Genomic DNA, 14,115 nt, shown 5'->3' with positions numbered 1-14,115 from the left:
TCGTTTTGCCTCCTCTGGTATGAGATGTAAGAAGCGGGAGGTTAGAGGTGGGTTTGCGTCGGAACTGGCTGATGCCAGTTCCCGGTTTTATTTTTTATTTCCACCTCATTCTCCCTTTCTGATTGCCAGGTGTGGTGCCCAAAGGGACTGCTTCCCTTTTTGCATTGCCCTGATAGGTTAAAATTCCTTGGGTTATCCCCTGTGCAATCAGTTATTTATGCTCCCTGGCGTTTAGCTATAATCTCGGCGGCAATATTCTGGGGCACCTCTTCGTAATGATCAAACTGCATCACATAGGTGCCCCGGCCCTGAGTCCGCGACCGCAGGTCGGTGGCATAACCGAACATCTCGGCCAGGGGGACAAAGGCGCGTATGACCTGGGCACCGGCCCGTGGTTCCATCCCCTCCACTCGGCCGCGGCGGGCATTCAGGTCGCCAATCACATCGCCCATATATTCATCCGGCACCACAACCTCGACCTTCATGACCGGTTCCAACAGAACCGGTCCGGCCTTTTTGGCGGCATCCTTGAAAGCCAATGAGCCGGCAATCTTAAAGGCCATTTCTGAAGAGTCGACCTCGTGGTAGGAACCGTCTACCAGGGATACCCTGACATCTACTACCGGGTAGCCGGCCAGGACGCCGTTGCTCATGGCTTCCTGGACGCCGGCGTCAACTGCCGGTACATACTCTTTGGGTACGACCCCGCCGACAATCTTGTTGACGAACTCATAACCCTTGCCGGGCTCCTGAGGTTCTACTTCAATAACCACGTGGCCGTACTGGCCGCGGCCGCCCGTCTGACGGATAAACTTGCCTTCGGCCTTGACCGGCCGGCGAATGGTTTCTTTGTAGGCGACCTGAGGCCGACCGACCTTGGCCCCCACTTTAAACTCCCGCAGCAGGCGATCGACAATAATCTCCAGGTGCAATTCACCCATGCCGGAGATAATGGTCTGGCCGGTTTCGGGGTCGGTATGCATCTTAAAGGTCGGATCCTCTTCAGCCAGTTTCTGGAGGGCCAGACTCATCTTTTCCTGGTCGGCTTTAGTTTTGGGCTCAATGGCTACAGAAATAACCGGCTCGGGAAATTCCATGGCCTCCAGGACAATAGGATGCTGCTCGTCACAAAGAGTATCGCCGGTGGTCGTTTCCTTCAAGCCCACCGCCGCCGCAATGTCACCGGCATAGGCCTCGTCAACTTCCTCCCGGTGATTGGCGTGCATGCGTAAAATTCGGCCGATCCGTTCCCGGCGACCCTTGGTAGAATTATAAACATAAGAGCCGGATTTTATGGTCCCGGAATAAACCCGGAAAAAGGTCAACTTGCCCACGTAAGGGTCGGCCATGATTTTAAAGGCCAGGGCGGCAAAGGGCTCGTTATCGCTGGAGTGGCGCTCGTCCTCGGAGCCTGTTTCCGGGTCAATGCCCTGGATGGCCGGCACGTCAGTTGGCGCAGGCAAGAAATCTACCACCGCATCCAGAAGCGGCTGGACGCCTTTGTTTTTAAAGGAAGAACCGCAAAGTACCGGCACCATTTTCACGGCAATAGTCGCCTTGCGAATACCGGCCTTGATCTCCTCTTCAGTTAGCTCTTCCCCTTCCAGGTACTTGAGCATTAACTCTTCATCGCTTTCGGCCACAGCCTCAAGCAACTTCTCCCGGTATTCAAGCACTAGGTCTTCCATATCGGCCGGAACAGGTCCTTCTTCAATAGTTGTTCCTAAATCATCAGTATAGTAAATGGCCTTCAGCCGGATCAGATCTACCAGGCCGCGGAAATTATCTTCGGCGCCAATGGGCAACTGGATGGGCACCGGATTGGCCCCCAGGCGGTCGGCAATCATCTTGACGCCCCGGTAAAAATCAGCACCGACGCGGTCCATTTTATTGATGTAGGCGATCCTGGGCACGCCGTACTTATCCGCCTGGCGCCAGACAGTTTCCGACTGGGGCTCTACCCCGCCCACAGAACAGAAGACGGCTATAGCCCCATCCAGAACGCGCAATGAGCGTTCTACCTCCACCGTGAAGTCCACGTGGCCTGGCGTGTCGATAATGTTGATGCGATGATCACGCCAGAAGCAGGTTGTAGCAGCCGAGGTAATGGTAATACCCCGTTCTTGTTCCTGGACCATCCAGTCCATCGTTGCATTACCATCATGCACTTCGCCCAAACGATGCACGCGGCCGGTATAAAAAAGTATCCTCTCGGTGGTAGTTGTTTTACCGGCATCGATGTGGGCCATGATGCCGATATTCCTGGTTTTTTCCAGTGGGTATTGTCGAGCCATAAAGTTTCATCCCTTCTTGTAATCAGGTTTCAGGTACCGGAGGTCGCTGTGAGGTGAGACCCCCAGTTCCTGGGCCCCTGACCCCCACACCTACCACCGGTAATGAGCAAAGGCTTTGTTGGCTTCAGCCATCTTATGGGTATCTTCGCGTTTCTTGACGGCACCGCCGGTGTTATTGGCGGCATCCATCAACTCGGCAGCAAGTTTTTCGGCCATACTCTTCCCGCTACGCGCCCGGGCGTAGTTTACCAGCCAGCGGATACCCAGGGTTTGCCGCCTTTCCGGCCGCACTTCTACCGGCACCTGGTAGTTGGCACCACCTACACGGCGGGCCTTAACTTCCAGCAGAGGCATTACATTTTTGAGAGCCTGTTCAAAAACCTCTACCGGGTCCTTGCCGGTTTTTTTCCTGATGGTGTCAAAGGCTTCATAACAAATCCGCTGAGCCAACGATTTCTTACCGTTGAGCATGACCTGGTTAATCAATTTAGTAACCTTGGTGCTCCCGTAAAGCGGGTCCGGCAATACCTCCCGCCGGGGAACACTGCCTCGCCGTGGCAACCCTTATCCCCCCCTTACCACTACTTTTTGGGCCGCTTGGCCCCGTACTTGGAGCGGCCCTGGTTGCGGTTCTGGACGCCGGCAGAATCGAGGGCACCCCTGATAATATGATACCTGACACCCGGCAAATCCTTAACCCTGCCCCCTCTTACCAGGACCACTGAGTGTTCCTGCAAATTATGGCCAATACCGGGGATATAGGCGGTTACCTCAATGCCATTGGTGAGGCGTACCCGGGCTACCTTGCGCAGGGCGGAATTGGGCTTTTTAGGCGTAGTTGTATATACACGGGTGCAGACACCCCGCTTCTGGGGGCATTCCTTCAGGGCTGGCGCCGTCGACTTTTTGACGACCTTTTCCCGCGCCTCGCGTACCAGCTGCTGGATTGTCGGCATTCCTTCCACCTCCTTCCCCGGCTATTCTTCCAGGATAACGGCTGAGGCCGAGCCCACTTCGATGCCGCAGGCCCGCCCCAGCTCTTTCATTGAGTCTACCTCAATTATTTCTACACCCCGTGCGCGGCAAAGCTGAATTAATGGCCCGGTTACATGGGGTTCGGCATCCTTAGCTATATAGACCACCCGGGCTGTCCCCTTCATTACCGCTTTGGTGACCTGCTTGGTGCCTACTGCTCGTTTTTTGGCCACCCGCAAACGTTCATAGGACATAGTTCAACCCCCCTGGGCAGTCACACTTTCTTATAGTATCATTTTCCGGTAGCCGTGTCAACAGATTCTAGAGCGGCCTCTTCTTGGGCTTCTGCTTCCGGGGTTATAACCCGGAGCTGCCGGTAACGGCTCATACCGGTACCGGCCGGGATAAGCTTGCCGATAATGACGTTTTCCTTCAGGCCCAGCAGGGGGTCCATCCGTCCCTTGATGGCCGCTTCCGTCAGCACCCGTGTCGTTTCCTGGAAGGAGGCCGCCGACAGGAAGGAATCCGTCGCTAAAGACGCCTTGGTAATACCCAGCAGCACCGGCCGCGCCGTTGCCGGCTTGCCGCCCCTGGCCTGGACTTTCAGGTTGACGTCTTCAAATTCAAAGGCGTCCACCAGGGTGCCGGGCAGGAGGTCGGTATCGCCTTCATCTTCTACCTTGACTTTACGCAGCATCTGGCGGATCATCACTTCGATATGCTTGTCGTTGATGTCCACCCCCTGCAGGCGGTAAACCCGCTGCACTTCCCGGAGGAGATAGAGCTGGACGCCCCGGACGCCCTTTACCTTTAACAGGTCGTGGGGGTTAACGGACCCTTCCGTTAACTCATCACCGGCTTCCACATGGTCGCCTTCGTTAACCTTCAGGCGGGAGCCATAGGGAACATTATAGGTAAACTTTTCCCCATTGGCGTCGGTAATTTCAATCTCCCGCCCCCGCCGGCCGCGGACTTCGTTGATGGCGGTGATGGTGCCGCTGACCTCGGCGATGATGGCCTGGCCTTTGGGTTTGCGGGCTTCAAAGAGCTCTTCTACCCGGGGCAGACCCTGGGTGATGTCTTCTCCGGCCACACCTCCTGTATGGAAGGTGCGCATGGTCAGCTGGGTACCGGGCTCACCAATGGACTGGGCGGCGATGATGCCAACCGCTTCGCCGATTTCTACATCCTTACCCGTGGACAGGTCCTGACCGTAGCATTTGCGGCAGACGCCGTAGCGGGTGCGACAGGTAAGGACGGATCGGATCTTTACCTTTTTAATGCCGGCAGCCACAATGGCCCGGGCCGCCTCTTCACTGATCATGGTGTCGGCGGCGACCAGGAGTTCTCCGGTTTCCGGGTGGTAGACATCCTCCAGGGCATAGCGCCCGGTCAGGCGCTCTTCCATCTTTTCGATTATCTGATTGCCCTCGTGGATCTCCTCCACTTCAATGCCGGCCGTGGTGCCGCAGTCGTCTTCCCGGACAATGACATCCTGGGCCACGTCCACCAGGCGGCGGGTGAGGTAACCGGAGTCTGCCGTGCGTAAGGCCGTATCGGCCAAACCCTTACGGGCGCCGTGGGTGGAAATAAAGTATTCTAGCACCGTCAGGCCTTCGCGGAAGTTGGCCTTGATGGGCAAGTCGATAATCCGGCCGGCCGGGTCGGCCATAAGGCCCCGCATCCCGGCCAGCTGGCGGATCTGCTGAACGTTACCCCGGGCGCCGGAGTTGGCCATCATGAAGACGGGGTTGAATTTGTCCATGCCGGCCATGAGCTTTTTGGTCAGGGTGTCGGTGGCCTTATTCCAGAGACCGATGACCTTCTGGTAACGCTCTTCCTCGCTGATTAAACCTTTGCGGTACTGCTGATCGATTTTCTCCACCGCCGTCTCGGTCTCGGCTATTATTTCTTTCTTTTCCGGGGGTACGACAATGTCGTTGATGCCGATGGTAAAGCCGGCCAGGGTGGAGTAATGGAAGCCTACTTTTTTAATGCCGTCCAACAATGTGGCGGTGGCTTCCGTCCCTAAAAGTTTATAGCAGCGGTCGATGATCTCCGTTAGCTTCTTCTTGTCGACTTCGCAGTTGTAGTAACCCAGCTCTTTGGGGATGGGGATTTCCCGGTTGAAAATCAGACGGCCGATGGTCGTCTCTAAAAGTTTACCGTCCTCCATGCGCACCTTGATCAGGGCGTGGACGTCGATATCTTTGTTGAGATAGGCCATATAGGCCTCTTCGTAGCTGGTGAAGGCCTTGCCCTCGCCCTTGGCGCCGGGGCTGACGGTGGTAAGATAGTAGGAACCCAGCACCATATCCTGGGTGGGCGAGACGACGGGCTTGCCGTCCTTGGGGTTTAGAATGTGATGGGCGGCCATCATTAAAAGGCGCGCCTCGGCCTGGGCTTCGGCCGATAGGGGCACGTGGACGGCCATCTGGTCGCCGTCGAAGTCGGCGTTGTAGGCCGTGCAGACCAGGGGGTGGATCTGGATGGCCCGGCCTTCCACCAGCACCGGTTCAAAGGCTTGTATCCCTAAGCGGTGCAGGGTCGGCGCCCGGTTTAAAAGTACCGGGTGCTCGGCGATGACCTCCTCCAGGACGTCCCAGACTTCATTCTTTACCCGTTCCACCATGCGCTTGGCGCTTTTTATATTGTGGGCCAGCCCTTTATCCACCAGCCGTTTCATCACAAAGGGCTTGAAGAGTTCGAGGGCCATTTCTTTGGGCAGGCCGCACTGGTGGATCTTCAGCTCCGGCCCGACGACGATTACCGACCGGCCCGAGTAGTCGACGCGCTTGCCTAAAAGGTTTTGGCGGAAGCGCCCCTGCTTGCCTTTGAGCATGTCGCTTAAAGACTTCAGGGGTCGGTTGCCGGGTCCGGTCACCGGCCGGCCGCGGCGGCCGTTGTCAATGAGGGCGTCCACGGCTTCCTGGAGCATGCGCTTTTCGTTGCGGACGATGATGTCCGGTGCGCCTAAATCGAGGAGCCTCTTCAGCCGGTTGTTGCGGTTGATCACCCGGCGGTAGAGGTCGTTTAAATCGGAAGTGGCAAAACGACCGCCGTCCAGCTGCACCATGGGCCGGAGCTCCGGGGGAATCACCGGAATGACGTCTAAAATCATCCATTCGGGACGGTTGCCGGAGGCACGGAAGGCTTCTACCACTTCCAGGCGGCGGATGGCCCGGATCTTCCGCTGGCCGCTGCTTTCCTTCAGTTCCTGGCGTAGTTCGGCGGCCAGCTGGTCGAGATCGATCTCCTGGAGGAGCTCCTTGATGGCCTCGGCACCCATGGCCGCCCGGAAACTGTTGCCGTACTTGTCCCGGTATTCCCGGTATTCCGCCTCGGTGAGCAGCTGTTTCTTCAAGAGGGGGGTATCGCCAGGATCAATTACCACGTAGGACACGAAATAAAGGACCTTCTCCAGGGCACGGGGCGACATGTCGAGAATGAGGCCCATGCGGCTGGGGATGCCTTTAAAGTACCAGATGTGGGAAACGGGGGCTGCCAGCTCGATGTGCCCCATGCGCTCCCGGCGCACCTTGGAACGGGTTACCTCCACCCCGCAGCGATCGCAGACAATCCCCTTGTAACGCACGCGTTTGTATTTGCCACAGTGACACTCCCAGTCTTTGGTCGGGCCAAAGATGCGCTCGCAGAATAGACCATCGCGCTCCGGCTTCAGGGTGCGGTAATTGATGGTTTCCGGTTTCTTTACCTCACCGCTGGACCAGGCCCGGATCTGTTCCGGTGAAGCCAGGCCAATGCGCATGCGCTCAAAGTTGCTTACATCCAGCATTATTCCTGCCCCCCCTCGAAGAACTCGATTTATTCTTCTTCATATTTATCGCCCGGGACTACCCTGGCCCGTGGTTTGATGACCGAAAAATCACTGTCGAAATCATCGCCGTCGACCTCAAGTTCCAGCGCTTCAGGTTCGAGGTCGGCAGGTTCAAAATCCAGGTCTTCTTCCTCATCTTCTTCGGCCTCCTTGGCGGCTTCTCCCGGTTCGGCTTCAGGCTGCCCCTGGATATCCAGGCCCAGATCCTGGGCCGCTTCAACACCATCATCCTCGTCTTCCTTAATCTCGATCTCTTCGTTTTCTTCGGATAGGACTTTGACATCCAGCCCCAGGCTCTGAAGTTCCTTAATTAATACCTTAAAGGATTCCGGCACCCCCGGCTCAGGGACATTTTCTCCTTTCACGATGGCCTCGTATGTCTTGACGCGGCCGACGACGTCATCGGATTTTACCGTCAGGATCTCCTGGAGGGTATAGGCTGCACCATAGGCCTCCAGGGCCCAGACCTCCATTTCCCCGAAACGCTGGCCACCAAACTGGGCTTTACCGCCCAGGGGTTGCTGGGTAACCAGGGAATAGGGGCCGGTAGACCGGGCGTGGATCTTGTCATCCACCAGGTGAGCCAGTTTCAGCATGTACATATAACCAACGGTAATGGGACGGTCAAAGGGCTCGCCGGTACGGCCGTCATAAAGTATGGTCTTGCCGTCTTCAGGCAGGCCGGCTTCTCGCAGTTTTTCCTTAATTTCCTCTTCTGAAGCCCCGTCGAAAACCGGAGTGGCTACATGGATCCCCAAGGTTTTGGCCGCCCAGCCCAGGTGGGTTTCGAGGATCTGGCCCAAATTCATTCGCGAAGGCACGCCCAGGGGATTTAAAACAATCTCAATAGGCGTACCGTCGGGAAGGAAAGGCATATCCTCCTCAGGTAGAATGCGGGAGATAACGCCCTTGTTCCCGTGGCGCCCGGCCATCTTGTCACCTACGGAAATCTTCCTTTTCTGGGCGACGTAAACCCGGACCAGCTCATTGACCCCGGGCGCCAGTTCATCGCCATTCTCCCGGGAAAAGACCTTGACATCGACGACAATACCAGATTCCCCGTGGGGCACCCTTAAAGAGGTATCCCTTACTTCCCGGGCCTTTTCGCCAAAAATAGCCCTGAGCAAACGCTCTTCGGCAGTCAGCTCCGTCTCGCCCTTGGGAGTGACTTTTCCTACCAGGATGTCACCCGGGCGTACCTCGGCCCCGATCCGGATGATGCCCCGCTCGTCCAGGTCTTTTAAAACGTCTTCACTGACGTTGGGAATATCGCGGGTGATCTCTTCCGGGCCCAGTTTGGTATCCCGGGCGTCGCATTCATATTCTTCAATGTGAATAGAGGTAAAAATGTCTTCCTTGACCAGCTTCTCGCTAATGAGGATGGCGTCCTCATAGTTGTACCCTTCCCAGGTCATGAAGGCCACCAGGATATTGCGGCCCAGGGCCAGCTCGCCCTGATTGGTGGAAGGTCCGTCGGCTATGGGTTGGCCGGCCGTTACCCGCTCCCCTTTACGAACGATGGGTTTCTGGTTAATGCAGGTGCCCTGGTTGGAACGGGCGAATTTTTGCAGGCGGTAGGTATCCAGAGTACCGTCATCGCTACGAATGACAATCTCGCGAGCCGTTACCCTTTCGACAATGCCACTGTTTCTGGCCAGGACAACTGCCCCGGAATCGCGAGCCGCCCGCCATTCCATACCGGTACCTACCACCGGCGCCTCAGTCCGTAAAAGAGGTACGGCCTGGCGCTGCATGTTGGCTCCCATGAGGGCCCGGTTGGCATCATCATGCTCCAGGAAAGGGATGAGGGCCGTGGCCACACTCACCATCTGCTTGGGAGATACGTCCATATAATCAACCCGGTCGGCCGGCACAACTACGATTTCCCCGGCATGACGGGCATTAACCCGCTTCTCTAGGAAGCGGCCTTCTTCATCAAGGGGAGCGTTGGCCTGGGCGATGACGTACTTGTCCTCTTCATCGGCAGTCAGGTAATGAATTTCGTTGGTGACGACGCCCTTTTCTTTATCTACCCGGCGGTAGGGGGTTTCAATAAAACCAAACTCATTAATGCGGGCATAGGTACTTAAAGAACCAATCAGGCCAATGTTCGGGCCTTCAGGGGTCTCAATGGGACACATGCGGCCGTAGTGGGAAGTATGCACGTCCCGCACTTCAAAGCCGGCCCGTTCCCGGGACAGGCCGCCGGGACCCAGGGCCGAAAGGCGCCGTTTATGGGTTAACTCGGCCAGGGGGTTAGTCTGGTCCATAAATTGGGACAGCTGGCTGGAACCAAAGAATTCCTTGATGGCCGCCACTACCGGCCGGATGTTAATCAACACCTGGGGAGTGATGACGTCTACATCCTGAATGGTCATCCGCTCCCGCACCACCCGCTCCATGCGGGCGAGGCCAATGCGGAACTGGTTCTGGAGGAGCTCGCCGACGGAACGCAGGCGGCGGTTACCAAGGTGGTCAATATCGTCAGGTTTAACCTCGCCATCCATAAGGCGCAGGAGGTATTTGATGGCGTGGATAATATCCTCTTTTGTAAGGCAACGAATATATTCCTGCCGGCCGTTAACTTCCTGGGTCAAAATGCCATGACCCAACTTTTTGTTCAGCTTGTAGCGACCGACATTACCCAGATCGTAGCGCTTGGGATCAAAGAACAGGGATTCCAGGAGGTTCCTGGCACTCTCGACAGTTGGAGGCTCACCAGGACGCAGGCGTTTATAGATCTCTACCAGGGCTTCCTCTTCGGAATCGGTGTTATCCTTTTCCAGGGTATTCTGGATACGCGTGTCATAGTCAAAGAGTTCGAGGATGCGGGCATTGGTGGTATACCCCAGGGCGCGCAGCAGGACGGTGACCGGGATCTTCCGCGTACGGTCAATACGGACATAGATGCTTTCGGTATTATCGGTTTCGAACTCCAACCAAGCACCCCTGTTGGGAATAAGAGTGGCGCCGTATACTTTCGCCCCGCTGGCATCAATACTTTCCGTATAGTAGGCCCCTGGTGAACGGACCAACTGGCTGACAATAACCCTCTCGGCACCATTAATGATAAAGGTGCCCTTTTCCGTCATGAGAGGGAAATCCCCCATAAAGACTTCCTGCTCTTTAACCTCGCCTGTTTCTCTATTAATTAGACGAACCTTGACCCGCAGGGGGGCAGCATAGGTCATATCCCGTTCTTTGCATTCTTCCTGGGAGTACTTGGGCTCACCCAGGGAATAATCAACAAACTCCAGGACCAGGTTGCCGGTAAAATCCTGGATTGGTGAAATGTCATGCAAAATTTCCCGTAAACCTTCGTCAATGAACCACTGATAGGAGTTACGTTGAATTTCAATCAGGTTTGGTAACCCCAGGGTTTCCTTGATTTTGGCAAAGGTCCAACGTTCCCTGGTCCCGACTTTGACCGGATAAGCCAACTTGAGTCCCCCCCACAAGAAATTCAAAAGCAAGGTGATGACAACCTCGCTTTTGACCTTTAAAGTTCCTGCTACCTATTATTGCCGTCCAAGGAAAGACTTAATCATGCGGCAGCAATTTAATGGCATTTTGATATGTTAGCATAAATAACGATTGCTGTCAAGGAAAAAATCATAGCCGGGGAGGGGCAGTCCCCGGCTTCTGGCAGCAGGCAACTATTTGATTTCCACAGTGGCGCCGGCTTCTTCCAGCTTGGCCTTGATGCTTTCGGCTTCCTCTTTGCTAACCTTCTCTTTAACCGGCTTGGGAGCGTTGTCCACCAGGTCTTTGGCTTCTTTGAGGCCCAGAGCGGTAATTTCGCGTACTACCTTGATGACGTTAATCTTCTTGTCGCCGGCGGACTTCAGGATGACGTCAAATTCAGTCTGCTCTTCTGCCGGGGCTTCCGCCGGGGCAGCTGCTCCCGGGGCTACGGCCATGGCTACCGGCGCGGCAGCACTGACGCCAAATTCTTCTTCCAGGGCCTTAACCAGTTCGGCGAGCTCCAGCACCGTCAAACCTTTGACGGCATCGATAATTTCTTGAACTTTGCTCATGATTGAGACTCACTCCTTTAAAAATAATTCTTAAGCTGCTTCTTCCTTCTTTTTGCGGATGGCCTCCAGGACGTAGACCAAATTGCGGGTATTGCCGGCCAGGACGTTGACCAGCCCGGCCAGGGGGGCCTGGAAACCGCCCACCACTTTGGCCAGGAGTTGTTCGCGGGAGGGCAGGTCAGCCAGGGCTTTGATTTCGTCCAGGCCAATAACCCTCCCCTGCAAAACACCTGCCTTGATCTGGAAGGTTTTGCTGTTGCGCATTACTTCCGATAAGATTTTAGCAGGTGCCGCAGGGTCGTTTAAGCTAAAGGCCGCGGCAGTTGGCCCTTCCAGGAAAGGTTCAAGGCCATCCAGCCCCAATTCCTGCGCGGCCCTGCGTGTGAGGGTATTTTTCACTACTTTAAATTCCACTCCGGCTTCCCGTAACTGACGGCGCAGCCTGGTCATTTCAGCTACATTCATTCCCCGGTAGTCGGCCAGGATGGTTACTATAGAGTTACTCAGCTTTTCCTTTATTTCGGCCACTACCGCCGCCTTGGCTTCCCGCTGCTTGTTCATTTTCCCACCTCCGTTCTGCCAAAAATAAAAGCCCCCGCAGACAAGCGAGGGCAAATGGCTAAATAAATAACAGACAATTTTATACTACCTCGGCAGGAAATATTAAGCCTTAAAGGCACCTGCTGTCTACGGTAAATACCGGTATGAAGTTTTAACTGTACTTATTTATTTACTTTGTGGCCCGCAGAGGATTAACTTTTATCCCCGGACCCATGGTCGAAGAAATACTGATGCTCTTTAAATACTGGCCCTTGGCCGCTGCCGGTTTGGCCCTTACCAGAGCCTCTATTAGGGCCTGGAAGTTTTCTTTAAGCTTACCTTCCTCAAAACTGGCTTTGCCTATGGGGGCATGGACAATGGCCGTCTTATCTACCCGGAATTCAATTTTACCGGCCTTGACTTCCTTGATGGCCCGGGCCAGGTCCATGGTCACTGTTCCCGACTTGGGATTGGGCATAAGTCCCCGGGGACCTAAAATACGGCCCAGCTTGCCAACCGTACCCATCATATCAGGGGTGGCTATGGCAACATCAAAGTCGAGCCAGCCGCCCTGAATTTTTTCTACCAGGTCTTCGGCGCCCACAAAGTCGGCCCCGGCTTCCTCGGCTTCCCTGGCCTTTTCTCCCTTGGCAAACACCAGCACCCGCCGGGTTTTACCGGTACCATTGGGCAGGACTACCGTCCCACGTACCTGTTGGTCGGCATGGCGGGGATCAACCCCCAGTCTTACAGCCACCTCAATCGTTTCATCGAATTTGGCGCTGGCGGTTTTCTTGACCAGGGCTATAGCTTCGCCGGGTTCGTAAAGCTGCTGCCTGTCTACCAGTTTACTAATTTCGCGGTACCTTTTACCATGCTTGGGCATTTGGGCATTCCTCCTCGTGGTTCCAGCGGATTACTCCTCCCACCAGCCTATGTTTAAGCCTCTACTTCCACACCCATGCTGCGGGCAGTGCCTTCAATCATGCGCATGGCAGCTTCAATACTGGCGGCATTGAGATCCTTCATCTTGAGTTCGGCAATCTCCCGGATCTTTTCCCGGGAAACCTTACCGACTTTTTTACGGTTGGGCTCTCCGGAAGCCGTCTCTATGCCCAACGCTTTTTTTAGCAAAACGGCTGCCGGAGGCGTTTTGGTAATAAAGGTAAAGGAACGATCTTCGTAAACAGTTATCTCTACCGGAATAATCAGGCCCGCCTGGTTGGCTGTCCGGTCGTTAAACTCTTTGACGAAGGCCATAATGTTAACCCCATGCTGGCCCAGGGCCGGTCCTACCGGCGGTGCCGGCGTCGCCTTGCCTGCCGGGACCTGAAGTTTAACCACTGCTGTTACTTTCTTGGCTTTGGGTGCCAATTTTAACACCTCCTTTAAACGATTTTCTCGATCTGGTTGATATCCAGCTCAATGGGCGTTTCCCGTCCGAACATGGAAACCATAACCTTTATCTTACCCTTATCGGGCTGGATCTCTTCTATCGAACCAATAAAGTTTTCAAAGGGGCCGCTGGTTACGCGTACATTTTCCCCCACGGCTACATCGATCCGTGGCCGCGGCTCTTCGACACCCATCTGTTGCAGGATTTGCTGAGCCTCTTCTTCCCGGAGGGGTATGGGCTTATTACCTGTACCCACAAAACCGGTGACCCCCGGTGTGTTGCGCACTACATACCAGGAAGCGTCGGTCAAAATCATTTCGACCAGAACATAACCGGGGTATATTTTCCGTTTGACGATTTTGCGCTTGCCGTCCTTAACCTGGATCTCATCTTCCATGGGCACTACTACCCGAAAGATTTTATCGCCCATGTTCATAGATTCGACGCGCTTTTCCAGGTTGGCCTTGACCTTATTTTCGTAGCCAGAATAAGTGTGAATGACAAACCAGGCCTTTTCCATGTTAACCTCTACCGCAAAATCAATTTGCCTAGAAGAAAACTAAAGACAGAATCAAAGAGCCATAATAAGGCCGCCACAATGAATACCGAAACCAGTACCACGGCAGTATAGGTTACCAGTTCCTTGCGGGATGGCCAGTGGACCTTTTTTAACTCAGCCCACGATCCCCGGAAAAATTTGCTGGCCTGTTCTTTAAAACTGGTTTTGTTGTTAACGGTTCTGGCTACAGTCTTGGTTGCCATTTAAAAAACCTGCCCTATTTCGTTTCTTTGTGCACAGTGTGCCTGCCGCAGTTACTGCAGTACTTTTTCAGTTCCAGGCGATCGGGGTCATTCTTTTTATTTTTGCTGGAAGTATAATTACGGCGCTTGCATTCAGTACATGCCAGGGTAATACCCACCCGCACTGCCGGCCACCTCCATTTATGATCAAAGTGGGGAGGTGGAAAATTGCCACCATGGCAATTCCCGCCTTCCCACTTCTTTTAATTTCCCTACTTACAAAACAAAACCTTT

13 protein-coding genes and 1 other annotated feature are annotated in these 14,115 nt (G+C 54.8%); all 13 genes read right to left on the bottom strand.

Annotated features, from left to right (window positions below):
- Positions 1 to 215: 215 nt before the first annotated feature.
- On the bottom strand, positions 216 to 2,294 hold the full coding sequence (fusA, locus tag FLZ89_RS06870) for an elongation factor G (RefSeq protein WP_141263506.1): 2,079 nt from the start codon (positions 2,292 to 2,294) through the stop codon (positions 216 to 218).
- Positions 2,295 to 2,384: 90 nt separating this feature from the next.
- On the bottom strand, positions 2,385 to 2,855 hold the full coding sequence (gene rpsG / locus FLZ89_RS06865) for a 30S ribosomal protein S7 (RefSeq protein ID WP_141263508.1): 471 nt from the start codon (positions 2,853 to 2,855) through the stop codon (positions 2,385 to 2,387).
- Positions 2,856 to 2,875: 20 nt separating this feature from the next.
- Positions 2,876 to 3,250, bottom strand: coding sequence for a 30S ribosomal protein S12 (gene rpsL / locus FLZ89_RS06860; RefSeq protein ID WP_141263510.1), 375 nt, complete (start codon positions 3,248 to 3,250; stop codon positions 2,876 to 2,878).
- A gap of 21 nt (positions 3,251 to 3,271) precedes the next feature.
- Positions 3,272 to 3,523 (bottom strand): ribosomal L7Ae/L30e/S12e/Gadd45 family protein, encoded by a 252-nt coding sequence (locus FLZ89_RS06855; RefSeq protein ID WP_141263512.1) that lies wholly within the window; start codon positions 3,521 to 3,523, stop codon positions 3,272 to 3,274.
- A gap of 38 nt (positions 3,524 to 3,561) precedes the next feature.
- Complete coding sequence (gene rpoC / locus FLZ89_RS06850) at positions 3,562 to 7,065, bottom strand: DNA-directed RNA polymerase subunit beta' (protein ID WP_141263514.1); 3,504 nt, start codon at positions 7,063 to 7,065, stop codon at positions 3,562 to 3,564.
- Positions 7,066 to 7,094: 29 nt separating this feature from the next.
- Positions 7,095 to 10,547 (bottom strand): DNA-directed RNA polymerase subunit beta, encoded by a 3,453-nt coding sequence (rpoB, locus tag FLZ89_RS06845; protein WP_141304675.1) that lies wholly within the window; start codon positions 10,545 to 10,547, stop codon positions 7,095 to 7,097.
- A gap of 216 nt (positions 10,548 to 10,763) precedes the next feature.
- Complete coding sequence (gene rplL, locus FLZ89_RS06840; RefSeq protein ID WP_054938433.1) at positions 10,764 to 11,144, bottom strand: 50S ribosomal protein L7/L12; 381 nt, start codon at positions 11,142 to 11,144, stop codon at positions 10,764 to 10,766.
- Between the two features lie 30 nt (positions 11,145 to 11,174).
- A complete protein-coding gene (gene rplJ, locus FLZ89_RS06835; RefSeq protein WP_141263518.1) occupies positions 11,175 to 11,705 on the bottom strand; it encodes a 50S ribosomal protein L10 in 531 nt (176 codons plus the stop codon).
- Positions 11,706 to 11,720: 15 nt separating this feature from the next.
- Positions 11,721 to 11,855, bottom strand: a sequence feature (ribosomal protein L10 leader region).
- A gap of 19 nt (positions 11,856 to 11,874) precedes the next feature.
- On the bottom strand, positions 11,875 to 12,570 hold the full coding sequence (gene rplA, locus FLZ89_RS06830; protein ID WP_141263520.1) for a 50S ribosomal protein L1: 696 nt from the start codon (positions 12,568 to 12,570) through the stop codon (positions 11,875 to 11,877).
- Between the two features lie 53 nt (positions 12,571 to 12,623).
- Positions 12,624 to 13,058 (bottom strand): 50S ribosomal protein L11, encoded by a 435-nt coding sequence (gene rplK / locus FLZ89_RS06825; RefSeq protein WP_141263522.1) that lies wholly within the window; start codon positions 13,056 to 13,058, stop codon positions 12,624 to 12,626.
- Between the two features lie 14 nt (positions 13,059 to 13,072).
- Positions 13,073 to 13,600: a transcription termination/antitermination protein NusG gene (gene nusG, locus FLZ89_RS06820; protein WP_141263524.1), complete on the bottom strand. Its 528-nt coding sequence runs from the start codon at positions 13,598 to 13,600 to the stop codon at positions 13,073 to 13,075.
- 8 nt (positions 13,601 to 13,608) lie between these two features.
- Positions 13,609 to 13,842, bottom strand: coding sequence for a preprotein translocase subunit SecE (gene secE, locus FLZ89_RS06815; RefSeq protein WP_141263526.1), 234 nt, complete (start codon positions 13,840 to 13,842; stop codon positions 13,609 to 13,611).
- A gap of 14 nt (positions 13,843 to 13,856) precedes the next feature.
- Positions 13,857 to 14,006: a 50S ribosomal protein L33 gene (gene rpmG, locus FLZ89_RS06810; RefSeq protein WP_141263528.1), complete on the bottom strand. Its 150-nt coding sequence runs from the start codon at positions 14,004 to 14,006 to the stop codon at positions 13,857 to 13,859.
- Positions 14,007 to 14,115: the final 109 nt, after the last annotated feature.

It is taken from the genome of Moorella sp. E306M, from assembly GCF_006538385.1.
GTDB lineage: Bacteria > Bacillota > DSM-521 > Neomoorellales > Neomoorellaceae > Neomoorella.
This window is presented reverse-complemented; position numbering and strand designations above follow the sequence as displayed.